This is a genomic window from Variovorax sp. EBFNA2 (assembly GCF_033802765.1).
In the GTDB taxonomy this organism is placed as follows: domain Bacteria; phylum Pseudomonadota; class Gammaproteobacteria; order Burkholderiales; family Burkholderiaceae_C; genus Variovorax; species Variovorax paradoxus_H.
In genome coordinates, this window is the sequence record NZ_CP138496.1 from 5,462,429 (window position 1) to 5,487,929 (window position 25,501).

The window sequence follows — 25,501 nt, forward strand, 5'->3', positions numbered from 1 at the left end:
TCAACCCTTCACGCAAACCACCTGCTTGAGCGTGTAAACCACCTCCACCAGGTCCTTCTGCGCATCCATCACCGCGTCGATGTCCTTGTAGGCCATCGGAATCTCGTCGATCACGTCGGCGTCCTTGCGGCATTCGACGCCTTCGGTCGCGGCGATCTGGTCGGCGACGGTGAAGAGCTTCTTGGCCTTCGTCCGGCTCATCTTTCGACCGGCACCGTGACTGCAGCTCATGAAGCTCTCGGGGTTGCCCTTGCCGCGCACGATGTAGCTCTTGGCGCCCATGCTGCCGGGGATGATCCCCAGCTCGCCGAGCTTGGCACTCACCGCGCCCTTGCGGGTCACGAGCACGTCTTGCCCGAAGTGCGTCTCGCGGCTCACGTAGTTGTGGTGGCAGTTCACCGCTTCCACGTGCGCCTCGAACGGCTTGGTGATGACCTTGCGCGCGGCCGCGACCACACGCTGCATCATCACTTCGCGGTTCGCCCGTGCGAACTTCTGGGCCCAGCCCACCGCGCGCACGTAGTCGCCGAAGTACTGGGCGCCTTCCTCGAAGTACGCCAGGTCCTGATCGGGCAGGTTGCGCTGGTGCAGCTCGGCATCCTTCTTCGCGAGTTCGATGAAGTGCGTGCCGATGGCATTGCCCACGCCACGCGAACCCGAGTGCAGCATGAACCACACCGCGCCCGCTTCATCGAGGCACACCTCGATGAAATGGTTGCCGGTACCCAGCGTTCCCAGGTGCTTATGGTTGTTCGTGTTCTTGATGCGCGGGTGGTCCTCGCAGATCAGGTCGAACTCGTCCACGAGCTCGGCCCAGGCGGCGTCGGTTTCATCGGGGGGCGTTTCCCATGATCCCTTGTCGCGACCCATGCGCTTGGGATTCGATCCGTGCGGCACGGCCTTCTCGATCGCCGAACGCAGCGGGCCCAGGTTGTCGGGCAGGTCGCGTGCGTTGAGCGTGGTCTTGCAGGCCATCATTCCGCAGCCGATGTCCACGCCGACGGCGGCGGGGATGATGGCCTTGAAGGTCGGGATCACCGAGCCCACGGTCGCACCGATGCCGTAGTGCACGTCGGGCATGGCCGCGATGTGCTTGAACACGATGGGCAGGCGCGCGGCGTTCTCGAGTTGCTTCTGCGCTTCGTCTTCCACCGGCACGCCGTTCGTCCACATCTTCACGGGAACGCCGTTGGCGACTTCATGCACCTTGTAGTTCGTCTTCTGTTCCATTTTTCTTTCCTTCTCTTTCTCTCTCTCCGAGTTTCATTCTTTCAGCACTCAGGAACCGTTCGGCCGCAGCGTCACGAGTCCGTTGAGCACCTGGTCCAGGCCGCCGATCACCGAGATCTTGTCGATGCGCTCGGCCACGCGTTCCAGCGTCTCGAGTTCCTTCATGCGCAAGGCGACGGGGTTGCCCTCCATCACCTTCGCGGTGTTCAACAGCGAGCGCGTGGCCGCGGTTTCCTCGCGGCGGCGGATCACGTTGGCCTGGGCCGACTTCTCGGCCTCGACCACCTGCGCGAGGATGGTCTTCATCTCGCCCGGCAGGATGATGTCCTTCACGCCCACGCTCTCCAGCACCAGGCCCGACCCCTCGAGCCGCTCACGCACCTGCGCCAGCACGGTCTGGTCGATGGCGGACTTGTTCTCCAGCAGGGCGTCGAGCGTCTGCTCGCCCACCGCCGCGCGCAGGCCGAACTGCAGCTCGCGGTACACATGCTCGGCCGGCTTGGGCATCTGCGCCAGGGCCTGCCGCACATCGGCAAAACGCCACACCGCCGACAGATTCAGTCGCAGCCCCACCTTGTCGCGGGTGAGTATTTCCTGGCCGCTCACTTCGGCGATCTGCGAACGCAGGTCCACGCTGGTCACGGCCACCTGCCGGTTGAAGCGCCAGAAGCCGTGGTTGCCCGGGGGCAGCAGCGCCTGCATCTGGCCTTCGAGGGTCAGCACGCCGGCGTGGAACTCGGGCACCTGCACCAGCAGCACGCCTTCGAGCCCCTGCACCGCACGCGGACGCAGCGCCACGCTCTGCAGCTTGGCCAGCAGCTCGGCCGGCAGGCGTGCATCGGCGGCCACGTCGATCACGTCGACGCGCTGCTCGCGCAGGCCGCGCCAGTAGAGCTTGCGGGTGGCGGGCGGCAGGATCTGCACCAGCACGCCGTCTTCATGGCGCAGGCCGACCTCGGTCTCGCCCAGCGACACCTGCACGAACTCGCGCTGCACCAGCTGCGGCTCGCGCGCCAGGAAGTAGTCGGCCAGCTCGTGCTCGAAGGCCGGCTCGGCCAGCGAGAAGCGCTCGAGCTGCACGGTGTCGAAACCCGTGAACACGCGGTACTTGCCGGCGGCGTACAGGCCCTCGAAGTCGCCGTTGCGCAGCAGCAGCACGCGTTCGTTCTTCTTCACGGTGAATGGAGTGAATCCCAGCATTTTTTCTTCCTCTCTCTTCTTCTTCGTTTAGGTTGTCGTTCGTCTACGTTTCGCGTCGGGGCCCACGAAGGACAGGCGGCGGGCACCGTGGTTTGCGAGGTCAGCAGTGCAGCGGTCGACGGGTCGGTGCGGTGGCTGCGCCATCGCCTCCTTCTGCGTCGATGGCTGCATGCGGTTCCTTGCAGAACGCGCGATGCGCAAGCCGCCTGCACTGGCACGGTGTCGCTCGGCCGGGCCCTGCCCTGCGCCTCGCTCCGGTGTGCCGGGGCGGTGGGGCTTTCGCCCCCATCAAAGCGGCGGTGCGAACACCGCCGAAGGTTGTTTGCGGGAATCGAACCCGCCACGCCGCGTGGTTAGCACGGTGCTCCACCATGAGCAGACTGGAACAAGTCCAGTGACCAACGCAGTTCAACAGCGGCATACCGCGGACCCAAGAACAGGTCTGGCCTGCGGCACCGGGCCGCTGTGATGCGGCACCTGGGAGCGGATGAACTGCATCCGGACCCTTTCTCTATTGCAGCGAGCGTGCCAACTTGCTTGCAGCCCCGCAGAAAATCTGGTGCCGGCGACGCAAGTCATTGACCGGCAAGGGAAATTTCTTCTTCGCCGCGTGTGACACGGCGCCCATCCCTTGCTAGTATTCCGATAATTTCTAGAAATTCAGCTAGTTTTTTATCCATGAAGCCCATCGTCGTCATCGGATTCCTCGGCACCCAGCTCGACGCCGGCCAGGGCGCAGGCCGCTGGAACAAGTGGCGCCCCACGGTCTCGCTCGCGCAGCACGACGACATGGTCGTGGCGCGCATCGAGCTGCTGCACACGCGCAAGCACACCGCGCTGGCCGAGGTGGTGAAGGCCGACATCGCCGCCGTGTCGCCCGAGACCACGGTCAACCTCGTGCCCTTCGACCTCGAAGACCCGTGGGACTTCGGCGAGGTCTACACGCGCCTGTACGACTGGGCGCGCGCCTACCCCTTCCAGCCCGAGCGCGAGCAGTACTGGACGCACATCACCACGGGCACGCACGTGGCGCAGATCTGCATGTTCCTGCTGTCCGAATCGCGCGTGGTGCCGGGCGTGCTGGCGCAGACCTCGCCGCCGCGCAAGCAGCGCGAGGGCGACGCGGGCAAGGTCGCGCTGATCGACCTCGACCTGTCGCGCTACGACCCGATTGCGCGCCGCTTCGACGCCGACCAGCGCGACGCGGTCGCGTTTCTGAAGAGCGGCATCGCCACGCGCAATGCGCGCTTCAACGCGCTCATCGACGAGATCGAGCGCGTGGCCGTGCGCTCGCGCGCGGCCATCCTGCTGGTGGGCCCGACAGGCGCGGGCAAGTCGTTCCTCGCGCGCCGCATGTTCGAGCTGAAACAGGCGCGCCACCAGGTGACGGGGCCGTTCGTCGAGGTGAACTGCGCCACGCTGCGCGGCGACGGCGCGGCCTCCACGCTGTTCGGGCACAAGAAGGGTTCGTTCACCGGTGCGGCGAGCGACCGCGCGGGGCTGCTGCGCACCGCGCACCAGGGCGCGCTGTTTCTCGACGAGATCGGCGAGTTGGGCCTCGATGAGCAGGCGATGCTGCTCAAGGCCATCGAGGAAAAGCGCTTCTTCCCCGTGGGCGCCGACAAGGAAGTGGAGAGCGACTTCCAGCTCATCGCCGGCACCCACCGCGACCTGCGCCGCGACGTGGCGCAGGGGCGCTTTCGCGAAGACCTGTTCGCGCGCATCAACCTCTGGACCTACGACCTGCCCGGCCTCGCGCAGCGGCCCGAGGACATCGAGCCCAACCTCGACCACCTGCTGGCCCTGCACGCGGCCGAGAACCACCGCGTGGTGCGCTTCAACGCCGAGGCGCGCACGGCCTACCTGCGCTTTGCGCAGAGCAGCGAGGCGCTCTGGCGCGGCAACTTCCGCGACCTGTCGGCGAGCGTGACGCGGCTCGCGACGCTGGCCGATGGGGGGCGCATCGCGGTCGCGCTGGTCGAGGCGGAGATCGCGCGGCTGCGCTGGCTGTGGAAGCACGAGGGCACGGGCGCAGCCTCGGCTGCGGACGACGACGTCGATCTGGAAGCCCTGCTCGGCGAGGAGAAGTTCGCCGCGCTCGACCTGTTCGATCGCCTGCAGCTCGAAGCGGTGGTGCGCGTGTGCCGGCCGGCGCGCAGCTTGTCGGAGGCGGGGCGCCAGTTGTTCCAGGCCTCGCGGACGCAGCGCAGCGTGGTGAACGATGCGGACCGGCTGCGCAAGTACCTGGCCAAGATGGGGCTGGACTGGCCGCGCGTTTCAGCCGATGCGCGCCCCTGAGGGCGTGGGCTATCCTCCGCCCGATGCCCATCTCCGCATTCGCCGTGAAGGTTCCCGCGGCCGAACCCATCGCCGCAGACCTTCGCCGCCGTTTTGATCCCACCGTGGCGCTCGGCGTGCCCGCCCACATCACGCTGCTCGTGCCCTTCATGGACCCCGCGCTGATCACCGACGAGGTGCTCGCCCGCGCGCGGCGCGTGCTGCAACGCACGGCGCCGTTCACCTTTGTGCTCGGCAAGGTCGGGCGCTTTCCGGAGACCGCGTATCTGGCACCGGAGCCCGCCGCGCCGTTCATCGAGATGACGCGTGCGCTGGTGAAGGAGTTTCCCGAATTCCCGCCGTACGACGGCCTGCATGACGACATCGTTCCGCATCTGTCGGTGGCGCATGGCAACGCGCTGCATGCGGAGGAAGCCGCCATCGAGCTGCAGGCGCGGCTGCTTGCGTCGGGGCCGGTGCAGGCGCGCTGCACGGAGGTTGCACTCATCGAGAACGCATCGGGGCAGTGGATGGACATGCATGTCTTTCCGCTCGCGGAGCCCGCGACGATGCTTCGCCCATGACCGAGATCTACATCAGCACCGACGTCGAAACCGACGGCCCCATTCCCGGCCCGCACTCGATGCTCAGCTTCGGCTCGGCCGCCTACACGGCCGACAAGCAGCTGGTGTCCACCTTCAGCGCCAACCTGCACACGCTGCCCGGCGCCGAGGCCGACCCCAAGACGGCTGCCTGGTGGCAGACCCAGCCCGAGGCCTGGGCCGCGTGCCGCACCGACCTGCAAGACCCGACGCACGCCATGAAGAACTACGTCGCGTGGCTCAAGGGCCTGAAGGCGCGGCCGGTGTTCGTGGCGTACCCGGCGGGCTTCGACTTCCTGTTCGTCTACTGGTACCTGATGCGCTTCGCGGGCGAGAGCCCGTTCAGCCATTCGGCGCTCGACATGAAGAGCTTCGCGATGGCCCTGCTGAAGATCGGCTACCGCGACAGCACCAAGCGCGCGATGCCGCGCCGCTGGTTCGACGCCGGGCTGCCGCACACGCACGTGGCGCTGGACGATGCCATCGAGCAAGGCGCGCTCTTCTGCAACATGCTCGCCGAAAGCCGGCGGGTCGGCGGACCGCAGGCATGACCACGACCTCGCCTGCTCGTCGCTGGTGGCAGCTGCCCTTCGCCGCCCTGCCGCTCTTCCTGCTCGGCGGCTGCGTGCAGTCGATGTTCTATTACCCCGACCGCGTGCGCTACGAAACGCCCGACGCACTGGGCCTGCGCTACGAGAACGTGCGCTTCACCAGCGCCGACGGCACGCGCCTGAGCGGCTGGTTCATTCCCGCCGCAGGCCGGCCGGACCCGAAGGCGGCCAAGGGCACCGTGGTGCACTTCCACGGCAACGCGCAGAACATGAGCAGCCACTGGCGCTTCGTGGCATGGCTGCCCGCGCAGGACTACAACGTCTTCGTGTTCGACTACCGCGGCTATGGCGAATCGGACGGCGCGCCCGAACCCCGCGGCGTGTTCGAGGATTCGAACGCCGCGCTCGACCATGTGCGCGCCCGTGCGGATGTCGATGCGTCGCGGCTGTTCGTCTTCGGGCAGAGCCTGGGCGGCACGAACGCGATCGCGGCCGTGGGGTCGGGCAACCGGGCCGGCGTGAAGGCGGTGGCGATCGAGTCGACCTTCTACTCGTACCGCTCCATCGCCAACGACAAGGTGCCGGGCGCCGGCCACCTCGAACCGATGGCGGCGCCGCGCTTCGCCGCCACGTACCGGCAAGCCCTCACCACCTTCTTCGACAGCGCCCCGGCGCTGCCTTCCCGCCCATGAAACATTTCGACGAAGCCGCCACCGGCGCACCCCTCCGCTTCGAGCGGCTCGTGCCCGCGCTGCGCGCCGCGTTCGCGGCCGAGGCGCAGGTGCCGCCGCGCCATGTGCACAGCATCGAGACCGGCGGCGACGCGGCCACGCGCGGCACGGTGCTGATCATGCCGGCGTGGAGCGACGCGGGCTTTCTGGGCATCAAGACGATCAACATCTTTCCGGGCAACGGCGCGCGCGGCCTGCCCGGACTGCACGCGACCTACGTGCTGTACGACGCGCGCACCGGCGTGCCGCTGGCGATGATGGACGGCAACGAGATCACGGCGCGGCGCACGGCAGCCGCATCGGCGCTCGGCGCTTCGTTCCTCGCTCGCACCGATGCGCGCAAGCTGCTGGTGCTGGGCACCGGCCGCATCGCGCGCATGTTGCCCGCCGCGCATGCGAGCGTGCGCCCCCTCGACGAGGTGTGGGTGTGGAACCACCGGCCCGAAGGCGCCGAGGCGCTGGCCGAGCAATGGCGTGCCGAAGGCTGGAATGCGCAGGCGGTCGGCGCCGACCTCGAAGCGGCCGTGCGCAGTGCCGACATCGTGAGCTGCGCCACGCTGGCGACCACGCCGCTGGTGCGCGGCGAGTGGCTCGCGCCGGGCGCGCACCTCGACCTGATCGGCAGCTTCACGCCCGCGATGCGCGAAGCCGATGTGCAATGTTTCGATGGCACCCGCACCTTCATCGACACGCCCGAAGCCTTGCAGAAGGCCGGCGACCTGCTCGACGCAATCGCGGCCGGCACGTTGCGCGCCGACGCGGTGCAGGGCACGCTCGCCGAGCTGTGCCGCGGCGCGCGGCCCGGGCGCACCGGCGATGCCGAGCGCACGGTGTTCAAGGCCGTGGGCAGCGCGCTCGAAGACCTGAGCGCGGCCACGCTGGTGTGGCAGGCCCGCGCGAATCCTTGAGGCTCGCACTGCCCGCCATCAACGTCAGAACGTCACGTTCGCCGACAGCCAGATCGTGCGTCCGGCCGGCGTGGTGCCCGCCACCGATGCGCCGCCCTGGAAGTATTCGTTGACCCAGGCCGAGGTGCCGCTCAGGTTCACCTGCTGGAACTTGCGGAAGTCCTTGTTGAACAGGTTGTTGATGTTGGCGTTCAGGCGCACGTTCTTCGACACCTGGTAGGAACCGCCGAGGTGGAACAGGTGGTACGCCTTGATGTCGCCCACCGCGCGGTAGATCGCCAGGTTGTTGCCCGTCAGGCGCGCCGGGTCGCCGGTGAAGCGCGGGCTCTTGCCGCGGTATTCGCCGCGCAGCCAGAAGCGCCACTTGGCGTCGGGGTTCCAGTCGACCTGCGCATGCAGCAGGTGGCGCGCGGTGTCGGCCAGCTTGCCGTTCTTCACGCCGCCTTCCGTCACTTCGCTGTCGGTCCAGGTGTAGCCCGCTTTCAGGCCCCAGGCCTTGGTCAGCTGCACGCGGCTGCTCAGTTCCATGCCCCAGGTCTTGGCCTGGTCGACGTTGACCACGTAGTTGGCGGTCGGGTCGACCACGCAGCTGGAGATGCGCGCCACGCTGCAGTCGCCGCCGCTGGCGATCTTGTCCTTCACCTTGTTGTGGAACAGGGTCGCCGAGGCGGTCAGCCCCTTCTGGTTGTTGAACAGCGCCGCCAGCTCGGTGCTGGTGCTGGTCTCGGGCTTGAGGTTCGGGTTGCCGATGTTGAGCGTGGCGCCCTGGCCGCTCACGCCGCTGATGCCGTCGATCAGCTGGTTCAGGCGCGGCGCGCGAAAACCCTTGCTGACGCCGCCCTTGAAGGTCCACTGCGGCGTGGCGTCCCAGACCAGGTAACCGCGCGGGCTCACGTGGCCGCCGAAGGCGCTGTGGTGGTCGTAGCGACCGCCGAGCGTGGCGGTGAGGCCGGGCGCGAGGCGCCATTCGTCTTCGGCGAACAGCGCCCACATGGTCTGGCTCTGCGAGCGCGGCAGCAGGCCGTCGACCAGCTTGGCGTCCCACCACTGGCCGCCGACGGTCAGCACGTGGGCGTCGCCCACCGGCGCGACGAGCTTGCTGTCGAGCACGAGGTTGGTGGTCTTGAGTTCGCGTTCGCGGCCACGGTCGGCTTCGCTCAGCCAGTACACGGTGCGGCGGGCTGCGGCATTGCGCGGAATGGCGCCGCCGGGAATCGTGCGGCCGACGGTCTCGGTCGTCGTGTGCATCAGGCTGCTTTCCACCGTGCCGAAGCCCAGACGCCCGGTGTGGCCGATGGCGACCTGGTCGCGGTTGAAGCGCAGCGCGTCCTGGTAGCCCGGCGGGTTGTTGCCGGTGCGGTTGGGCGCGGCCGCGTCGCGCGTGCCGAGCCGGCCGTCTTCGTTGTCGTACCAGCTGCGGCCCGATTCGACGTCGAGCCAGATGTCGTGATGGCGGTTGGGCGTCAGCATCAAACGGCCGCCCACGCTGTGCTGGCGGCTCTCGGCGGGCGCGGGGTTGCGGGCCGTCGCGGGCTGTTCCTGGCCGGGTGCCAGCACCCAGTCGGCGGCTTCGCGGCGGTAGATGTTGCCGCGCAGGGTCAGGCCCAGCAGGTCGGTGGCCACGGGGCCGCTCAGGTAGACGCTGGAGCGCGTCTGCGAACCCCAGTCGCTGTCCTGCGGAATGCCGGTTTCCATCGTGACCTGGCCGCCCCACTCGCGCGCCACCTTGCGCGTGATGATGTTGACCACGCCGCCCATGGCGTCGGAGCCGTACAGCGTCGACATCGGGCCGCGGATCACCTCGATGCGCTCGATGGCCGCCAGCGGCGGCATGAAGCTGGTGTGCGCGGCGCCGAAGCCGTTGGGCGTCACGTCGCCGGCCACGTTCTGGCGCCGGCCGTCGATGAGGATCAGCGTGTAGTCGCTGGGCATGCCGCGGATCGAGATGTCCAGGCCCCCGGTCTTGCCGGTGGAGCCGCCCACGTCGATGCCTTCGACGTTCTGCAGCGCCTCGGCCAGGTCGCGGAACTGGCGCGTTTCGAGTTCCTGGCGCGTGATGACCGAAATGGAGGCGGGCGCGTCTTTCAGTTCCTGCTCGAAGCCGGTCGCGCTGACGACGACTTCGCGCAGCTGTTGTTCAGCGGGCGTCTGGGCGAACAGGGCGGGGGAAAAAAGAGATGCGGCGGCCAGCGCCAGCAAGGACGGACGCGGCCGAAAGCCGCAACGCGAGAACAACATGCAAAAACTCCACGGAAAACGGCAGGAAAAACAGGGCCGCTCTCGGATGCGTTGTTGTTGTTGCGTACCAACTGATCGGCATCAATTCTATTGAGAATGCAAACAAATATTATTTGCATCCAGAACAAACGAAGGGACATTGCGCAAGGCCGATGGCGTTTCGCGCAGGTCCCACTTTCGGCTGCCCGGGCAAACCCTATGCGGCCAAAAGTTCACCTTGAATTCAGGGGCGGATACGTCATCTGGCGAATAGCGACCCGCAACGGGCGCAGTTACTCTGGAACAAGAAAAAAGAGAGGTCCGTCCATGCTCACCATCCTTCAGAAAGCCGTGATCCTCGGGAAGGCCGGCGTCGAGGTGCCGGTCCATCCGGTGGACGACCTGTCGACGCCGATGGCCACCGGCTCGCCGGTCAAGGCGGAAGGCGTGTCGCAGAAGGCGCACGAATGGGCACGGGCCGTCGAGACCCTGTACGTCAGCTACGTCGCGGCGCGCGCCGCGAAGAGCCTGCGCGACGCCGAAGAGGCGCGGCAGTCGGTGATGCTGCGGCAGCTGTCGGCTGCGGTGCAGGCCTGAGCCTTTCACCTCACACGCGGTCCACTTCGTTCATCGAGGCCCTCGGCGCGGTGGCTCACAATCGCGCAGACCATGAACACGCGGACAGCGCGCGACGAAGGAACGCAGGATGGCCTATCTGAAAGAGCTCAAGGTGACCTTCACCCGCAAGCGGGTGGACGACGACTTGCTGAGCAGGCCAGTGGACAGCCCCGAGCAGGTGTATGCGCTGTTCAAGGACATGCAGAACGAGGCCAAGGAAAAGGTCGTGGTGCTGCACCTCAACCCGCAACTTGAAATCCTCTCGTACGAGGTCGCCTCCATCGGCTCGGCCAAGGCCACGCTCATGGAACCGGTCGAGCTGTACCGCAACGCGATGCTTGCGCGCGCCAGTTCATTGATCGTCGTTCACAACCATCCCTCCGGCCATTGCCAGCCCTCGGACGCGGACATCAGCATCGCGATGCGGCTGCACGAACTGGGCGTGATCCACGGGATGCCGCTGCAGGACTTCATCATCATCGGAGACGACGAGTACTGCAGTTTTCGGGAAGAGAAGAGATTCCGCTAAGCCCCGGGCCGACTTGCACTCACCTGCGCAGAATCACAGCCCGCTGCGGTCTCCGCCCTCATCGAACTGCGCAGCAACCTGCCGCTGAGTTCCCAGCCCTTCGATACCCAACGTGACGACATCGCCGCCCTTCAGATAGACCGGCGGCTTGAATCCCATGCCCACACCGGGCGGGGTTCCCGTGGAAATGATGTCCCCCGGGCGCAGGCTCATGAACTGCGAGAGGTACGCAATCAGGTAACGCACGCCGTAGACCATGGTGGCCGTGGAGCCGCTCTGGCGCCGCACGCCGTTCACCTCCAGCCACATGTCCAGCTGCTGCGGGTCGGGCACTTCATCGGGCGTCACGAGCCAGGGCCCGATCGGTCCGAAGGTGTCGGCCGACTTGCCCTTGGTCCACTGGCCCTGGCGTTCGGTTTGAAACGCGCGCTCCGACACGTCGTTGATCAGGCAGTAGCCCGCGACGTGGTCCATCGCGTCGGCTTCGCTGACGTACTTCGCGGTCTTGCCGATCACCACACCCAGCTCCACTTCCCAATCGGTCTTGGTGGAGCCGCGCGGAATCTCAAGCACGTCGTTCGGTCCGCCGATCGCAGAGGTGGCCTTCAAAAAAACGATGGGCTCTGGCGGCACCGTGGCGCCCGTCTCGGCCGCGTGGTCCGAGTAGTTGAGCCCGATGCAGATGAACTTGCCCGAGCCGGCCACGCAGGCGCCGATGCGTGGAGTGCCTTCCACCAGTGGGAGCGTGTGCGGGTCCAGTGCGGCGATGCGCGCCAAGCCGGAAGGCAGCAGCACCTCGTGCGCGATGTCGTTCACGTGCGCGGAGAGGTCGCGCAAGCGGCCCTCTGCGTCGAGCATCGCCGGCTTTTCCTGGCCGACCGCTCCGTAACGCAACAGCTTCATTCGTCATTCCTTGGTTGTTTGTTGTTGGTTGGCTATCTGGCGGCGCTGTTGCGTGCCTTGCCGAGCTCGGAGAACAGTTCTTTCGTCAGCGCCGGATCGATCTGCTTGACGTGCTTGTCCGTGACCGGCACGAGCTTCTCGCGCAGGCGCTCGCGCTCGGCGGCGGGGAACTCGGTCAGCACCATGCCCTTGCTCTTCAGGAACTCGGCGGCCTTGGCGTTGACGTCGCGGTTGGCGGCGCGCTGGAAGGGCTGTGTCTCCCGGGCCGCATCGAGCAGGATCTTGCGTTCGTCTTCCGACAGCTGCTCCCACCGCTTCTTGTTGAACAGCAGCACGACAGGGTTGAACGCGTGTCGCGTGTTGGAGCCGTACTTCTGGATCTCGTAGTACTTCGAGGCTTCCACCAGCGAGTACGGATTTTCCTGGCCGTCGACGGCCCGTTGCTCCAGCGCGGTGTAGACCTCGGGCAGCGGCAGCGGCGACGGGTTGGCACCCAGCGCGCTGAAGGCATCGATCATCACGGGGATCTGCATCACGCGCAGCTTCAGGCCCTGCAGGTCTTCCATGCGCGCGATCGGTCGCCGGCTGTTGGTGACGTTGCGAAAGCCGTGCTCGAAGTACGTGAGGCCGATCAGGCCCTTCTCGGGCAGCTTGTCCAGCAGCTTGCGGCCGACCGGCCCATCGAGCACGAAGTCGGCTTCCTTCTCGTTGTTGAACAGGAACGGCAGGTCGAACAGCGAGAACTCCCGGGCCATGCCCGAGAGCAGGCCCGGGATCGCCATCGTCATTTCCACCGTGCCGCCCTGCAGCGAGGCAATGACCGAGGCATCGCCTCCGAGCACGCCCGAAGGAAAGAGTTTCACCTTCATCTTGCCGCCGCTCTTCTTCTCGACGATCTCCGAGAAGCGCTGCGCCCCCATGCCCTGCGGATGCTCCTTCTGATTCACGAAGGCGAACTTGAAGGTGCGCTCCTGGATGTTCTGCGCACCGGCGAGGCCGGCCGCCAGGAACGAGGTCAGGACGATGCACGTGGCGACCAGGCGATGCGGCAGAGCTTTGGGCATGGGTGTCTCGGTGAAGGGTGTGGCGACCTGCGCGCGATCAGACCGCGACGCGTTCGAACTGGACGCTGCGGCAGTCCATCTCGTATTCGAGATCGACCACCGGCGGGCGGTTGTAGTGCCAGGTCAGCCCGTGCCGCGCCGCACCGCGCTTGACGATCTCGTCCGCGATGAAGGGATGGATGTCGTGCACCGTGTACAGCTGCGAGCCCGTGGTGCTGGCCCAGGTGAAGCCCAGCGATGCCAGGCGGCGCTCCATTTCATCGAGCACCCACTGCGCCTTCTTCAAAATGGCGGGCGGCGAGGTGTCGCCCAGACGCACGGCATGGTCGCGGTAGTGCCCCTTGCCTTCCGGCGCTTCGGCACTGCCGGCCACCACGAACGAAGCCGCCGCCTCGGCGTCGGGCACGGTGTAGCTGAAGGCATGGAACGAGGGCTCCGACGGCGGCGACACCGCGGGGCACACGTTGCTTCGCGCCACCGGGTTCAGGTCGCCGATGAAGATGCCCCACTCCTTCAACGTTCCCACGTAGAGGTTGTTGAATTCGACGAAGCCCTGTTCGGTGAACGGTGCCGGGGACCGCAGTTCGCACGCGCAGAAGGCGGCCAGCGGACGCGAGGCCTCCTCCAAAATTTCCTTGATGCGCTGAAAGCCCTGCTTCAGCGGCAGAGGCTCCAGGAACCGCACGCGCTCGATGCGAAACCCAGGTTCGGCGGCCACGCCAGCCGAGTACTGCTGGACGCCCGGAATGAACCGATAGCCGCCTGGGAGGGAGAGTTGGAGTTCCGACACGTGATTTCCTTTTTGGAGAGCGAGAGAAAAAAAGAGAAGGCGCAGAAGCGCTCAGGGAATCTGGCTCCAGCGCTGGTTGGCCCCGCCATGGCAGGCGTAGGTGGACAGCGCCGTGCCCTGCGTGGTCGAAGAGCCGGGCACATCGAGGCACGCGTTGGGGGACACCCGGTTGCGCAGCGTCGCCCCGACCACGCTCCATTGCGTGGCCATGCCCGCCGTGCACGCCAGCTGCACCAGCGGGCCGCCGCCGGCGTTGGTATTGCCCTGCGCCAGGCACAGCCCGCTGTGCTTCGCGACGAACTGCGTGTAGCCGCCGCTGCTGTTGACGGTGAAGGTCTCGTTGTTGCCGTTGCCGCAGGCCCACTGCACCACCGTCGCGCCGCTGGCCGTCGAGCCGCCCGACACGTTGACGCACAGGTTGCTGACCTCCGAGCGGATGCGCGTGTCGACCGCCGGTGCGGTGTCGAACGACTTCACGAACTCGCCGAGTGCCAGCACATCGGCCGCCGGCAGGCTCGAGGCGTTGCCATGGCCGCCCGCGAGCACGTCCTGCAGCGTGGCCTTCTGGCCGTTGTGGAAGAAGCTCGGGTTGCTCCAGGTGCCGTAGAGCGTCGGGGTGTCGAAACCCACGCCGGCCAGCGGCTGGTGGCTGCCCTTGCCCGACGAGAGCTGGACCGTGCCCACGTCGTGCCGCAGCCCGTCGCGCAGGCTGCCGGCCGTGTGGCAGGTCGCGCACTGCGCCGTGTTGAACACCGTCTGGCCGCGCACCGCGTCCACGCTGAGGTTGCCGTCCGCCGCGCGGGCCGGGCTGCGCATGTACTTGTTCAGCGAGTTCAGGTAGGCCGCGAGATCATCGAGCTGCGCGTTGCGGCCCGCCTTCGGCACGCCGAGCGGATCGCCCGTGGCCGAGAAGTCCGCGTTGGTCAGGAAGCCCGTGCCGCCGAACTCGTTGCGGATGTCGTGCTCGAAATCCTGCACCTCGTCGAAGTTGGCGGTCCAGTGCAGCTTGCCGTGGCCCGTGCCGCGGCGGCCCTGCAGGCTGATGGTGCGGCGCAGGCCCTCGCCGCGCTGCGTGAAGTCCCACACCATGCCGTCGTCGCTGCCATCGGCATGGCAGCTCGCGCACGACATGTAGTTGTTCATGCTCATGCGCCGGTCGGACGCGTTGTAGAACACCTGCTTGCCGCGCAGCGCCGCGGCGGCCATCGGCTCCTGTGCGACCGTGGTGACGTTCTGCAGGAAGGCCGGGGCGGCCGACTCCGACGACAGCACCTGCGCCACGTCGTGCACCGACACCGAGCGCGCCAGGAAGTTGTTCACGTACAGCCGCTTGCGCCCTGCATCGAGGTACAGGCCGTGCGGCGCGCTGCTGGCGTTGATCTCGCCGCGCACCGAACGGTTGTACGCATCGACGATGGCGACGCGGTTGCCTTCCATCTGCGCCACGAAGATGTAGTCGCCGGCCGGCGAGTACAGCGCGGCGCGCGCGGGGGCGCGGTCGTTGAAGTCGAGCTGCTCGCTGAACACTTCCGCGGCCGTCTGCAGGTTCACCTGCGACAGGATGGAGCGCACGGTCTTGTCGTGCTCCAGCGGCAGGCCGTCGCGGAAGGTGCCGCGCACGATGTTGTCCTTCTTCGAAGGCAGCAGCGCACGCGCGCCGTCCGGCGAGATCACCACCTGGCTCAGGTAGTTGGGCACGCCACGCGAGGCGGCCTCGGTGTCCACCGTGGTCGTGTCGACCGCCAGCGCGATCGGCGTGGCGCTGCTGAAGCTCTGCAGGTTCACCTTGTGCAGCTGCCCGCCCGTCATCTTCGACTTGAAGCGCGTCACGTAGGCCGATTGCGAACTCGCATCGACCGCGATGCCGCGCACGGCGCCTTCGAGGGCGAGCGTGCCCGTGGCGGCACCGGTCGTCGGGTCGAAGCTGACCAGCGCCGACTTGCTTTCCAGCGTCAGCAGGCCCTTGGTGCCATTGGGCGTGAAGACGACACCGTACGGGCCGCTGCCGTAGGCCAGCGGCACCGTCGTCGACAGCGTGCCGTCGGCTGCGTTGAGCGCCACGAGCTTGTCGTCACCCTGCACCGTGACCCAGATGCGGCCATCGGGGCCCACGGCCAGCGTCTTCGGTTCGTCGCCCACGCGCACTTCCCAGCGCTTGGCGAAGGTCTCGGCGTTGATGGCGGCCACGGTGCCGCTGTCGGGGTTCACCGCATACACCGAGTTCGCATCGCCCGCGATGTTGGTCGTGTGCGTCGGCGCCGCCGCCGTGACGGGTGCGATCACCGTGAGGTTGTAGGTGTAGAAGGTCTCCTGGCCGTTCGCGGCCTTCACCGTCAGCGTCACGGTGTAGTGGCCGGGGCTGCTGTAGGTGTGCGTGACGCCGGGTTGCGAGGCGTACGCGCTCTGCGTGCCGTCGCCGAAGTTCCAGCGGAACTGCGCGCCGGTGGCGCCCAGCGTGGCCGGGTTGAAGCTCAGCTGGCCGTTGACGATCTTCGGTGCGCCCACGATGCCGGGATCACCGATCACGGCCTGTGCCCGCAGCGCGGCCACGTCGGTGTCGCCGAGCACGCGGCCGTACACGCGCACCTCGGCCAGCGTGCCCTTGAAGAGTGCGGCGTTGCCCTGGATCTGCCCCAGCAGCTGGAACTTGGTCGTCAGGCCCTTGAAGCCGGTGGGGCCGGTCGAGGTGGTCTTCACGCCATCGACGTACACCGCTTGCGCGCCCGAGGCCGCGTCGCGCGTGAGCACCACGTGGTGCCAGTTGCCGTCGTTCACGGCGCTTTGCGAACGCGTGCCCGCGTTGTCGCCCACCGACAGCTTGATGTTGCCGGTGCTGTCGAGCCAGCCCCAGAACACGTCGTCCGTGCCCGGCGACTGGTCGCGCCCGAAGATGCCGGGCGCGGTCCACGAGTTGGCACCGCCCGCCTGCGTGGTCTTCATGTAGAAGCTCAGCGAGGCCGTGCCGCCCAGCGTGGTAGACACGCTGTCGTTCTTCAGCTGCACGCCCGTGGTGCGGTTCGCGAAGTTCAGGCCGATGCTCTCGAAGGCATCGCCGGTGGCGGGCGTGCCGTTGTTGGCGCTGATCTGGTCACCCAGGTTGCCCGTGAGCGCCCAGTGGTGCATCAGGTTGATGTCGTTGGCGTTGCCGGTGTTGAAGGTGGAGCGGTAGTCGGCCGCAAGGGCGTTGCCCGCATAGTCCTTCAGGCCGTTGGCCGGCAGGAACACCTCGTAGGCAGTGCCCGGCTGCAGCGGCTGCGCAGGGTGGAAGTTGACGATGCCCAGCTGCACGCTGTAGGTGCCCGCCAGCGTGTTGCCGCCCACCGCGCGCACGATGAAGGTGTTGGCGTTCACGCTCTCCGGCAGGATGCTGTCGGTCATGCCCAGGCCGATGCGCGAGGTGAGCGCTTGTTGCTTCGCACCGTTCACGGGCGAGACCTGCTTCACTTCGGGCTTGGTGAGGTCGGGGTCCACCGCATGCACGATGAAACCGCTGCCCGAGCCGTGGTCGTTGCCGACGTAGATCAGGTTGCCGAACGGCGACACCTGGCCATGGTCGGAGCTCGAGAAGTCGGGGTGCGTCGTCGCGAACAGTCCGCCGCGGCCGACCTCGACATGGTTGAGCGGGTTGCTCACATCGACCTTGTGGATGTAGTTCTGCGCGCCCTGGAACACGTAGTGGTCCTGCGTGCTGCAGTACAGCTGCTGGTTGATCACGAGCCGGTTGTCCTCGGCCACGAAGCGCGATCGGTCGCTGAGGTCGTAGCCGTACATCTTGCCGCCGCTTTCCTGCGCGGACGCGTAGACCTTCTTGCCGTCGAAGCAGGTGGAGTAGTAGCTGGCCGTGGAGCCAGCAACGGCGTCGAGCACCTTGGGATTCAACGGGTCCGAGATGTCCAGGCTGGCGAAGCCGCTGGTGTTGGTCATGGACGTCAGCACCATGTGGTTGCCCATGGTGAAGATCGGCCCCACGCGAAAGCCGCCGAGCTCACCGGTCGGTATCGGGTTGGGCTTGCCGGCGCCGCGGTTCGCGAGCTGCGCATTCGCGGGGTCTGCGGCGTCGATGACGAACACGCCCTGCTCCGCCGCCGCCACGTACAGGTAAGGCGCCTGCCACCAGAGCTGCCAGCTCACGTTGTTGTAGTCGCCCTTGTTGACGTTGGGCAGCACCAGCTTCTTGACCTGCTGGATGTTGTTGATGTCGGTGAAGTCCCAGAACTCGATGCCGAACACGCTGGGAACAGCGACGTACTGCTTGCCGCCGATGGTGGCGATGCCGATGGAGTGCGGCTCCCTCAGTTCCTTGGTGCGGCCGTCCGGCTCGTAGATGCGCTTCACAAGCTGGAGGTTGCGCGGGTCGGACACGTTGTAGAGCAGGAAGCCCCCCGGACCGAGTCCGCCATCGGGCGTGAACGTCGTCAGGAAGTAGCCGTTGATCATGAGGCCCACGTTCTGGCCGTAGTGGTACTTGGTGTACCCGGCCGTGGGGTGCGTCACGCTGCCACCGGGGATCTTCGGCACATCGGCGCCGGTGCCTGCGCCGACACCGGTGTCCACCTCTTCCTTGATCATCGAGATGGGCTTGAACAGCTCGGCCTGCGCGTAGGTCAGGTTGCCGAGGCCAGGGCCCTGCAGCGGCAGCGGATCGGCCACCAGCTCAGCGGCCGCGGAGGCCATGCTGGTGGCGGCCTTCCTGATCGTGTCGAGGGGGTTCACCCCGGTGATCGCCGCATGCGTCAGCAACGCACAGCCGAACAGAAAACCTACCGCAAGAACTTTCTTGGTGCTCATTGTCATCCTCGCAAATTCGATCGGACGCCATCTTTCGGTGGGAAAAGATTCGATCGGAATCTAGCAGCGGATCGATGCGGGAACGGCATTGAATTTCGAAGGGAGGGTTCGAATAGTTAGATCAGTGATCAGGGTAAATGGTGATGTTTTGGCATGGGTTGTGCTTCAAAGTTCGGGCCTGAAAAAGTGAATTCATTGCCCATCGATTGCCCATGAAGGAACACCTCATGTCTCACGCCGGTCCTGTTGTCCAGCGCCTGTCCCGCCTGTCCAAGCGCAGCCTGCTGGGCGCTTCCCTGCTCGCGATGCTGTGCACCGCACTGCCTCACCCCAGCGTCCAGGCGCAAGGCCCGCGCAACTTCGCCACGCTGGCGATGGTGGCCGAGCCGCAGACGCTCGACCCGATGGCATCGACCGCCGACCTGGTCGGAACCATCATGCAGCACGTGTACGAGACGCTGTACACCTTCGATGCCAAGTGGAACGTGGTGCCGATGTTGGCCGAGGGCATGCCCAAGATTTCCGCCGACGGCAAGACCTACGCGATCACGCTGCGCAAGGGCGTCGCGCTGCACAACGGGCGCGAGCTCACCGCCGACGATGTGGTCGCCAGCCTGCAGCGCTGGATGGACCAGTCGCCGCGTGGCAAGGCCGTCAGCAACGAAATCGAGACGCTCAAGGCCAAGGGCCCGCTGGGCGTGGAGATCGTGCTGAAGGCGCCGTATGCGCCGCTGCTCTCGCAACTGGCACTGCCCAGCAATGGCACGGCCGCGATGATGGCCAAGGAATCGATGGCCTCGCCACTGAAAGACTTCGTCGGCACCGGCCCCTACAAGTTCAAGGAGCGCCGTCCCGACCAGTTCGTGTTGCTCACGCGCTTCGACAAGTACAGCGCACGCAAGGAGCCTGCGAGCGGCTACGGCGGCAAGCGCGAAGCGGTCATCGAAGAACTTCGCTTCGTGCCCGTGCCGAACGCCAGCACGCGCGTCGAGGGTGCACTCGCGGGCCAGTACGACTTTGCCGACCTGCTGCCCGTGGAGGCGCTGCCGCGCCTGGAGAAGGCCAGTGGCAAGACGCTGCCGATCATCACGCCCGCGTTCGGTTTTCCGCTGGTGGTCTTCAACACCAAGGAGGGCGCGCTCGCCAACCAGGCTGTGCGCCAGGCCCTGCAGACCGCGATGGGCCAGGGCGAGATGCTCGCAGCAGGCTTCGGCGACACGCGCTTCTTCATCGCGGAAGCGAACCACTTCCCCAAGAGTTCGCCGTTCTACTCGGCGGCCGGCACCGAGCAGTACAACCAGCGCAACGCCACCAAGGCGAAGGACGCTGCCGCGAAGGCCGGCTACAAGGGCGAGCCGATCCGTGTGCTGACCAGCCGCCAGTACGACTTTCACTACAACATGTCGCTCCTGATGGCAGAGCAGCTCAAGCGCGCCGGCTTCAAGGTCGACCTCAACGTGGTCGACTGGGCCACGCTCACCCAGCGCCGCAACGACCCGCGCCTGTGGGAAATCTTCATCACCCATTCGGGGCTGTTCCCCGAACCCATGCTGTCGCCACCGCAACTGGGCGACGGTGCACCGGGTTGGTGGGACTCGCCCGCCAAGAAGGCATCGCTGAGTGCCTTCAACACCGAGAGCGACCCGGCCAAGCGCGGCGCGCTGTGGGGCAAGGTGCAGCAGGTGGTGTACGACGAGGTGCCGTACATCAGCGTCGGCAAGTTCAACGCCCTCTCGGCCAAGAGCCCCGCTCTGGACAACTACCAACCCACGAACTGGCCGTTCTTCTGGAATGTGAAGATCAAGTAGGAGGCGCGCTTGTTCCGTTTCATTGCCTCGCGCTTCGCCGGCATGCTCACCGTGCTGGCCCTCGTCGCCGTGCTGGTCTTCGTGCTCACCCGCGCCGCCTCGGGCGACCCCATCTCCGTGCTGCTGGGCGACCAGGCCACCGCCGCCGACATCGCTCGTGTGCAGAAGGACTACGGGCTCGATAAACCGCTGCCCGTGCAGTTCGGTTACTGGCTGCGCGAAGTGCTGCAGGGCAACCTGGGCACCTCGATCTTCCTGCAGCGCCCGGTCACGCAGGCGCTGTGGGAGCGCGCCGAACCCACCACCTTGCTGGCCTTGCTGGCCGTGGCCATCGCGGCCCTCATCGGCGTGCCCTGCGGCATCGTCTCGGCCGTGTTCCGTGGCCGTGTGGTCGACCAGTTCTTCACCGGCATCGCGATGCTGGGCGCCAGCATCCCCAGCTTCTGGATGGGCATCGTGCTGATCCAGATCTTTGCGGTGTCCTTCGGATGGTTCCCGGTGTCGGGCTACGGCGCGCCCGATGCGCCGTTTGCCGAGCGGCTGCATGCGCTGGTGCTGCCGGCCACCGTGCTGGGCCTCTTGAACTCCGCACTCATCATCCGCTTCACACGCGCCTCGATGCTCGACGTGCTCGGTGAAGACTACGTGCGCACCGCCCGCTCCAAGGGCCTGAGCGAGAGCACCGTGGTGCTCAAGCACGCGCTGCGCAACGCATTGGTGCCCATCGTCACCGTGATCGGACTGACGGTCGCACTCATGATCGGCGGCGCCGTCATCACCGAGACCGTGTTCGGCCTGCCGGGCGTGGGCAACCTCGTGGTCAACGCCGTGCTGCGGCGCGACTACCCGGTCATTCAAGGCGCGCTGCTCGTGATCGCCGCGATCTATGTGCTCATCAATTTCTCGATCGACCTGCTGTATGCCGTCGTCGATCCGCGCGTGAAGGTCTGAACGATGCGCATGCCTCGAATGCTCCGCCAGCTGATGCACCGCCGCATCGTGATGGTCTCCGCCCTGGTGCTGCTGGTGATCGCCGTGCTCGCCGTCGGTGCGCCGCTGTTTGCGTCGGCCGACCCCAACGACACAGCAGTGCTCCAGCGCCTGAAGGCCCCCAGCGCCGAACACCTGCTCGGAACCGACGAACTGGGCCGCGACATGTACGCGCGCATCGTGCACGGCGCGCGCTACTCGCTGGCCATTGCCGCGCTCACCGCCCTGGGCGCGGTCATCGCCGGCACGGTGCTGGGTTTGATGGCCGGCTTCTTCCGCCGGCTCGACGCACCCCTGATGCGCGTGGTCGACGCCATGATGTCCTTTCCCGACATCCTGCTGGCCATCGCGCTGGTGGCCATCCTCGGGCCCTCGTTGATGAACACCGTTCTTGCGCTGGTGCTGGTCTACACGCCGCGTGTCGCGCGGGTGGTAAGGGCTTCGACGCTGGTGGTGCGTGAGTTGCTGTTCGTGGAGGCCGTGCGCGCCCTGGGTGTTCGCACCTCCCGCATCCTGTGGCGGCACATCCTGCCCAACCTGATGTCGCCGATCCTCGTGCAGGTGTCGTTCATCTTTGCCTACGCGATCCTGGCCGAGGCCGGCCTGTCGTTCCTCGGGGTCGGTGTGCCGCCCGAGATCCCCACCTGGGGCACCATGGTCGCGGGCAGCCAGCAGTACGCGCACCAGGCCTTCTGGGTCGTGCTGTTCCCGGGGCTGGCGATCATCTTTACGGCCTTGTCGCTGCAACTGCTCGGCGATGGTGTGCGCGACCTGCTCGATCCGAAGCTCAAGAAGACCTCGTGATGACGAACGCCACGAATACCCCAAGGCTCACGGTCACGAACCTGAGCACCAGCTTCCCCACCGAAGACGGCCTGATCCGCTCGGTGGCCGATGTGAGCTTCTCCATCCAACCGGGCAAGACCACCGCACTGGTGGGCGAATCGGGCTCGGGCAAGTCGGTCACCAGCCTTACGCTGATGCGCCTGCTGCCCAAGACCGCGAATGCACAGGTCAGCGGATCGACCTCTTTCGTCACCCGCGAAGGCAAGACACTCGACCTGCTGCAGATCGGCGAACGCGAGATGCGCTCACTGCGCGGCAACCAGCTGTCGATGATCTTCCAGGAGCCGATGACCAGCCTGAACCCGGTGTTCACCATCGGCGAGCAGATTGCCGAGAGCGTGCGCCTGCACAACGGGCTCGACCGCAAGGCGGCCTTGGCCCATGCGCTGCGCATGCTGGAGCTGGTGGAGATCCCGGCCGCTGCCCAACGCATCCACGAGTACCCGCACCAGCTCTCGGGCGGCATGCGCCAGCGCGTGATGATTGCGCTGGCGATGGCCTGCGACCCGACGCTCTTGATCGCCGACGAGCCCACCACGGCGCTGGACGTGACCATCCAGGCGCAGATCCTCGAACTCATGCGCCGGCTGCAGGCCGAGACGGGCATGAGCATCCTGTTCATCACGCACAACCTGGGTGTGGTGGCGCACCATGCCGACGACGTGGTGGTGCTGTACTCGGGGCGCGTGGTCGAGCAAGCGCCCGTGCGGCCACTCTTTGCGCAGCCTGAGCATCCGTACACGCAAGGCTTGCTGGCGTGTCTGCCGGGCAAGGCGCGGGTTCCTGGGCAGCCCAAACCCAAGCGGCTGTTCGCTATTCGCGGGCAGGTGTCCAGCCCACTCGCCCCGCCACCGGGCTGCGCTTTCGAGCCGCGCTGCGACCAGGCGCTGCCTGAATGCCGCAGTGCGATGCCGCCGCTGATCGACATCCGCCAGGACCGCCAGGCGCGCTGTGTGCGCGTGCAGCCGGACCAGCCTTTGGTGAGAGTCGCATGACAAGCGCACCGCCTGGCGTGTTGCTCCTTCCCCTTCCGGGGGAAGGCTGGGATGGGGGCAAGCGGCGTTCGTTCGGCGCAGTGCTTCATCCCGTGCCGTCGTGCCCCCACCCCAGCCCTCCCCCGGAAGGGGAGGGAGCCAATACCCAAAGCCCACGATGACCACCGCCGTCCCCCTCATTGAAGTCCGCGGCCTGAAGAAATACTTCGGCAGCAGCGACCGCCCCGTGCGCGCCGTCGACGACGTGTCCTTCGCGATCCACCCCGGCGAGACGCTCGGCCTCGTCGGCGAATCGGGCTCGGGAAAGAGCACCATCGGCCGCACCGTGCTGCGCCTGGTCGAACGCACCGAGGGCCAGGTGCTCTACCGCGGCGAGGACATCGGCGGCCTCTCCGGCGAGCGCATGCGCAAGCTGCGCAGCAAGCTGCAGATCATCTTCCAGGACCCGTACGCCAGCCTGAACCCGAAGATGCGCATCAGCGCCATCCTCGGCGAGGCGTTGTCCACGCACGGGTTGCACAAGGGCGCCGCCGCACGCGACAAGCGCATCGCCGAGCTGCTCGAAACGGTGGGCCTGCGCCCCGAGCATGCGAGCCGCTTTCCGCACGAGTTCTCGGGCGGCCAGCGCCAGCGCATCGGCGTGGCGCGCGCGCTGGCCGTGGAGCCCGAGTTCATCGTGGCCGACGAGCCGCTGTCGGCACTCGATGTGTCCATTCAATCGCAGGTCATCAACCTGCTGGCCGACCTGCGCGAGCGGCTCGGTCTCACCATGCTCTTCATCTCGCACGACCTCGATGTGGTCGAGTACCTGTGCGACCGCGTGGTGGTGCTGTACCTGGGCAAGGTGATGGAGGTGGCGACCACCGACGAGCTGTTCGCGCGCCCCTCGCACCCCTACACGCAAGCGCTGCTGGCTGCGAGCCCGAAGCCCGACCCCGAGATGGCCACCGAGCGCATCGCGTTGAAGGGCGACATTCCCAGCCCGATCTCGCCGCCCTCGGGCTGCGTGTTTCGCACGCGCTGCCCGCACGCCATCGAGGCTTGCGCGCAGACGGTGCCCAGCCTGGATGAGATTTCCACAGGACACTACAGCGCCTGCATCCGCAAAGAATTGCTCTCCCACATCGCCGTTGCACGACCATGACCGATACCGCTTCTGCTACCCAAGACTTCATCGACCCGCTGCTGGGCAGCAACTTCAAGGGCTATCCGCGCACCCAGGCACCGCGCCGACGCAGTGAAATCGGCGCCGCCGGCTGGAACGTGCTGGCTGGTGACCTTCCGCTGCCGCTGGCCGTGCTCAAGCGCGAAGCGCTCGAGCACAACCTCCAATGGATGCAGGCGCGCGTGCGCGAATGGGGCATCGACCTTGCGCCGCACGGCAAGACGACGATGTCGCCGCAGCTGTTCCAGCGCCAGTTGGACGCGGGTGCGTGGGGCCTGACCTTTGCCACCGTCACGCAGCTCGCGGTAGGCGTGGCTGCCGGCGTGCGTCGCACGCTCATCGCCAATCAGGTGGTGAGCGACGAAGACCTCGCGGGCATCCAGATGCTGCTGCGCGCGCATGCCGGCCTGCGCGTCGTGTTCCTGATCGATTCGATCGCGCAGCTGGCGCTCATCGAAGACTGGTCGAAGCGCAACCCCGCCAGCGTGCCCTTCGAGGTGATGCTCGAGATCGGTATCGACGGCGGGCGCACCGGCTGCCGCACGCACGACGAAGCAGTCGCCGTGGCCAGCGCAGTGCATGCCAGCAGCGCCGCGAAGCTGGTGGGCATCGAGAGTTACGAAGGCCTGAATGCCACCGGGTCCACCGAGCAGGACACGGCCTTTGCCAAGGCATTGATGGACCGCATCGAAGCCGTGGCGCGCCACTGCGACACGCAGCAACTCTTCGAGACCGACGAGGTGCTGGTCTCGGCCGGCGGCTCGGCCATCTTCGACCTCGTGGCTGGGCGGTTGAAACCCGCACTGGGTTCGCCGGTACGCGGACTGCTGCGCTCGGGCTGCTACGTCACGCACGACCATGGCTTCTACAGGCGCATGGTGAATGTGGCGGATGAGCGCATGGGGTGCGAGTGCGGCGAAGGGCTGACACCCGCGATGGAGGTCTGGGCCAACGTGCAGTCGCGGCCCGAGCCGGGCCTGGCGATCCTGTCGGTCGGCAAGCGCGACATCTCTTTCGACATGTCCATGCCCATCCCCATTGCGCACGCGGCACGCGGTGCATTGCAGTCGCATGCGGTGCCCGCCAGCTGGAAGGTCACGGCGCTGAACGACCAGCACGCCTACCTGCGCTGGGACGCGAATGACGAAGCGCAAGCACCGGTCGTCGGTGACCGTGTGGGCCTGGGCATCTCGCACCCCTGCACCACCTTCGACAAGTGGCATTGGATGCCCGTGGTCGAGAACGACTACCGCGTGAGCGATGCAGTCGTGATTCATTTCTAAGCAAGT

General features: G+C 66.8%; 20 protein-coding genes. 13 read left to right on the forward strand and 7 right to left on the reverse strand.

All coding sequences use genetic code 11. The features are described from left to right. The gene (locus tag RZE79_RS25740; RefSeq protein ID WP_319357389.1) at positions 1-1,230 is read right to left on the reverse strand and encodes an RtcB family protein; all 1,230 of its coding nucleotides are present in this window, start codon (positions 1,228-1,230) and stop codon (positions 1-3) included. 48 nt (positions 1,231-1,278) lie between these two features. Beyond that, complete coding sequence (locus RZE79_RS25745) at positions 1,279-2,430, reverse strand: slipin family protein (RefSeq protein ID WP_319357390.1); 1,152 nt, start codon at positions 2,428-2,430, stop codon at positions 1,279-1,281. Positions 2,431-3,108: 678 nt separating this feature from the next. On the opposite strand from RZE79_RS25745, the gene rtcR reads away from it, so the two are divergent. The 5 genes from rtcR to RZE79_RS25770 are packed head-to-tail and all read left to right on the forward strand — an operon-like array spanning position 3,109 to position 7,499. Continuing rightward, positions 3,109-4,728 carry an RNA repair transcriptional activator RtcR gene (rtcR, locus tag RZE79_RS25750; protein ID WP_319357391.1) on the forward strand — a complete coding sequence of 540 codons (1,620 nt, stop codon included), beginning with the start codon at positions 3,109-3,111 and terminating at the stop codon, positions 4,726-4,728. A 23-nt stretch (positions 4,729-4,751) separates the two neighbouring features. Beyond that, the gene (locus RZE79_RS25755; protein ID WP_319357392.1) at positions 4,752-5,291 is read left to right on the forward strand and encodes a 2'-5' RNA ligase family protein; all 540 of its coding nucleotides are present in this window, start codon (positions 4,752-4,754) and stop codon (positions 5,289-5,291) included. Next, positions 5,288-5,860 (forward strand): exonuclease, encoded by a 573-nt coding sequence (locus tag RZE79_RS25760; RefSeq protein ID WP_319357393.1) that lies wholly within the window; start codon positions 5,288-5,290, stop codon positions 5,858-5,860. The genes RZE79_RS25755 and RZE79_RS25760 overlap by 4 nt, the downstream gene beginning before the upstream one ends. Continuing rightward, positions 5,857-6,552, forward strand: a complete 696-nt coding sequence (locus tag RZE79_RS25765) for an alpha/beta fold hydrolase (RefSeq protein ID WP_319357394.1) — start codon at positions 5,857-5,859, stop codon at positions 6,550-6,552. Before RZE79_RS25760 ends, RZE79_RS25765 begins: the two co-directional genes overlap by 4 nt. Continuing rightward, positions 6,549-7,499, forward strand: a complete 951-nt coding sequence (locus RZE79_RS25770) for an ornithine cyclodeaminase family protein (protein ID WP_319357395.1) — start codon at positions 6,549-6,551, stop codon at positions 7,497-7,499. The genes RZE79_RS25765 and RZE79_RS25770 overlap by 4 nt, the downstream gene beginning before the upstream one ends. A 24-nt stretch (positions 7,500-7,523) precedes the next feature. On the opposite strand, the gene RZE79_RS25775 is transcribed toward RZE79_RS25770, so the two are convergent. Continuing rightward, positions 7,524-9,737 carry a TonB-dependent receptor domain-containing protein gene (locus RZE79_RS25775; RefSeq protein WP_319357396.1) on the reverse strand — a complete coding sequence of 738 codons (2,214 nt, stop codon included), beginning with the start codon at positions 9,735-9,737 and terminating at the stop codon, positions 7,524-7,526. A gap of 306 nt (positions 9,738-10,043) precedes the next feature. Here RZE79_RS25775 and RZE79_RS25780 point away from each other — a divergent pair, with 306 nt between their 5' ends. Together RZE79_RS25780 and RZE79_RS25785 are read left to right on the forward strand one after the other, a co-directional pair. Beyond that, positions 10,044-10,313 carry a hypothetical protein gene (locus RZE79_RS25780; RefSeq protein WP_319357397.1) on the forward strand — a complete coding sequence of 90 codons (270 nt, stop codon included), beginning with the start codon at positions 10,044-10,046 and terminating at the stop codon, positions 10,311-10,313. A 109-nt stretch (positions 10,314-10,422) separates the two neighbouring features. Then, positions 10,423-10,863, forward strand: a complete 441-nt coding sequence (locus RZE79_RS25785) for a JAB domain-containing protein (protein WP_319357398.1) — start codon at positions 10,423-10,425, stop codon at positions 10,861-10,863. A gap of 33 nt (positions 10,864-10,896) precedes the next feature. Here RZE79_RS25785 and RZE79_RS25790 read toward each other — a convergent pair whose 3' ends face one another. From RZE79_RS25790 to RZE79_RS25805, 4 genes are read right to left on the reverse strand one after another with little or no spacing between them, the layout of a single operon-like run. Beyond that, a complete protein-coding gene (locus tag RZE79_RS25790; protein WP_319357399.1) occupies positions 10,897-11,766 on the reverse strand; it encodes a fumarylacetoacetate hydrolase family protein in 870 nt (289 codons plus the stop codon). A gap of 32 nt (positions 11,767-11,798) precedes the next feature. Next, positions 11,799-12,830 (reverse strand): TRAP transporter substrate-binding protein, encoded by a 1,032-nt coding sequence (locus RZE79_RS25795; protein WP_319357400.1) that lies wholly within the window; start codon positions 12,828-12,830, stop codon positions 11,799-11,801. A gap of 37 nt (positions 12,831-12,867) precedes the next feature. After that, positions 12,868-13,620, reverse strand: coding sequence for a hypothetical protein (locus RZE79_RS25800; RefSeq protein ID WP_319357401.1), 753 nt, complete (start codon positions 13,618-13,620; stop codon positions 12,868-12,870). A 51-nt stretch (positions 13,621-13,671) separates the two neighbouring features. Beyond that, positions 13,672-18,408, reverse strand: coding sequence for an RICIN domain-containing protein (locus RZE79_RS25805; RefSeq protein WP_319357402.1), 4,737 nt, complete (start codon positions 18,406-18,408; stop codon positions 13,672-13,674). A gap of 227 nt (positions 18,409-18,635) precedes the next feature. On the opposite strand from RZE79_RS25805, the gene RZE79_RS25810 reads away from it, so the two are divergent. From RZE79_RS25810 to RZE79_RS25835, 6 genes are all read left to right on the forward strand, one after another. Next, positions 18,636-20,216 (forward strand): ABC transporter substrate-binding protein, encoded by a 1,581-nt coding sequence (locus RZE79_RS25810; protein ID WP_319357403.1) that lies wholly within the window; start codon positions 18,636-18,638, stop codon positions 20,214-20,216. Positions 20,217-20,225: 9 nt separating this feature from the next. Further along, entirely contained in the window at positions 20,226-21,167 is a 942-nt protein-coding gene (locus RZE79_RS25815; protein ID WP_153282131.1) for an ABC transporter permease, read from the forward strand. 3 nt (positions 21,168-21,170) lie between these two features. Continuing rightward, positions 21,171-22,010: an ABC transporter permease gene (locus tag RZE79_RS25820; RefSeq protein WP_062482920.1), complete on the forward strand. Its 840-nt coding sequence runs from the start codon at positions 21,171-21,173 to the stop codon at positions 22,008-22,010. Then, a complete protein-coding gene (locus RZE79_RS25825) occupies positions 22,010-23,047 on the forward strand; it encodes an ABC transporter ATP-binding protein (protein ID WP_319357404.1) in 1,038 nt (345 codons plus the stop codon). The genes RZE79_RS25820 and RZE79_RS25825 overlap by 1 nt, the downstream gene beginning before the upstream one ends. Positions 23,048-23,204: 157 nt before the next feature. Next, positions 23,205-24,191, forward strand: coding sequence for an ABC transporter ATP-binding protein (locus RZE79_RS25830; protein WP_319357405.1), 987 nt, complete (start codon positions 23,205-23,207; stop codon positions 24,189-24,191). Further along, positions 24,188-25,495, forward strand: a complete 1,308-nt coding sequence (locus RZE79_RS25835; RefSeq protein ID WP_319357406.1) for an amino acid deaminase — start codon at positions 24,188-24,190, stop codon at positions 25,493-25,495. The genes RZE79_RS25830 and RZE79_RS25835 overlap by 4 nt, the downstream gene beginning before the upstream one ends. Positions 25,496-25,501: the final 6 nt, after the last annotated feature.

Bases quoted from the DNA above. Each gene is read 5' to 3' on its own strand.
- RZE79_RS25805 (WP_319357402.1), bottom strand. From the start codon at position 18,408: ATGAGCACCAAGAAAGTTCTTGCGGTAGGTTTTCTGTTCGGCTGTGCG.
- RZE79_RS25760 (WP_319357393.1), top strand. From the start codon at position 5,288: ATGACCGAGATCTACATCAGCACCGACGTCGAAACCGACGGCCCCATT.
- RZE79_RS25830 (WP_319357405.1), top strand. From the start codon at position 23,205: ATGACCACCGCCGTCCCCCTCATTGAAGTCCGCGGCCTGAAGAAATAC.
- RZE79_RS25790 (WP_319357399.1), bottom strand. From the start codon at position 11,766: ATGAAGCTGTTGCGTTACGGAGCGGTCGGCCAGGAAAAGCCGGCGATG.
- RZE79_RS25745 (WP_319357390.1), bottom strand. From the start codon at position 2,430: ATGCTGGGATTCACTCCATTCACCGTGAAGAAGAACGAACGCGTGCTG.
- RZE79_RS25740 (WP_319357389.1), bottom strand. From the start codon at position 1,230: ATGGAACAGAAGACGAACTACAAGGTGCATGAAGTCGCCAACGGCGTT.
- RZE79_RS25765 (WP_319357394.1), top strand. From the start codon at position 5,857: ATGACCACGACCTCGCCTGCTCGTCGCTGGTGGCAGCTGCCCTTCGCC.
- RZE79_RS25835 (WP_319357406.1), top strand. From the start codon at position 24,188: ATGACCGATACCGCTTCTGCTACCCAAGACTTCATCGACCCGCTGCTG.
- RZE79_RS25795 (WP_319357400.1), bottom strand. From the start codon at position 12,830: ATGCCCAAAGCTCTGCCGCATCGCCTGGTCGCCACGTGCATCGTCCTG.
- RZE79_RS25820 (WP_062482920.1), top strand. From the start codon at position 21,171: ATGCGCATGCCTCGAATGCTCCGCCAGCTGATGCACCGCCGCATCGTG.
- RZE79_RS25780 (WP_319357397.1), top strand. From the start codon at position 10,044: ATGCTCACCATCCTTCAGAAAGCCGTGATCCTCGGGAAGGCCGGCGTC.
- RZE79_RS25755 (WP_319357392.1), top strand. From the start codon at position 4,752: ATGCCCATCTCCGCATTCGCCGTGAAGGTTCCCGCGGCCGAACCCATC.
- RZE79_RS25785 (WP_319357398.1), top strand. From the start codon at position 10,423: ATGGCCTATCTGAAAGAGCTCAAGGTGACCTTCACCCGCAAGCGGGTG.
- RZE79_RS25770 (WP_319357395.1), top strand. From the start codon at position 6,549: ATGAAACATTTCGACGAAGCCGCCACCGGCGCACCCCTCCGCTTCGAG.
- rtcR (WP_319357391.1), top strand. From the start codon at position 3,109: ATGAAGCCCATCGTCGTCATCGGATTCCTCGGCACCCAGCTCGACGCC.
- RZE79_RS25810 (WP_319357403.1), top strand. From the start codon at position 18,636: ATGTCTCACGCCGGTCCTGTTGTCCAGCGCCTGTCCCGCCTGTCCAAG.
- RZE79_RS25775 (WP_319357396.1), bottom strand. From the start codon at position 9,737: ATGTTGTTCTCGCGTTGCGGCTTTCGGCCGCGTCCGTCCTTGCTGGCG.
- RZE79_RS25825 (WP_319357404.1), top strand. From the start codon at position 22,010: ATGACGAACGCCACGAATACCCCAAGGCTCACGGTCACGAACCTGAGC.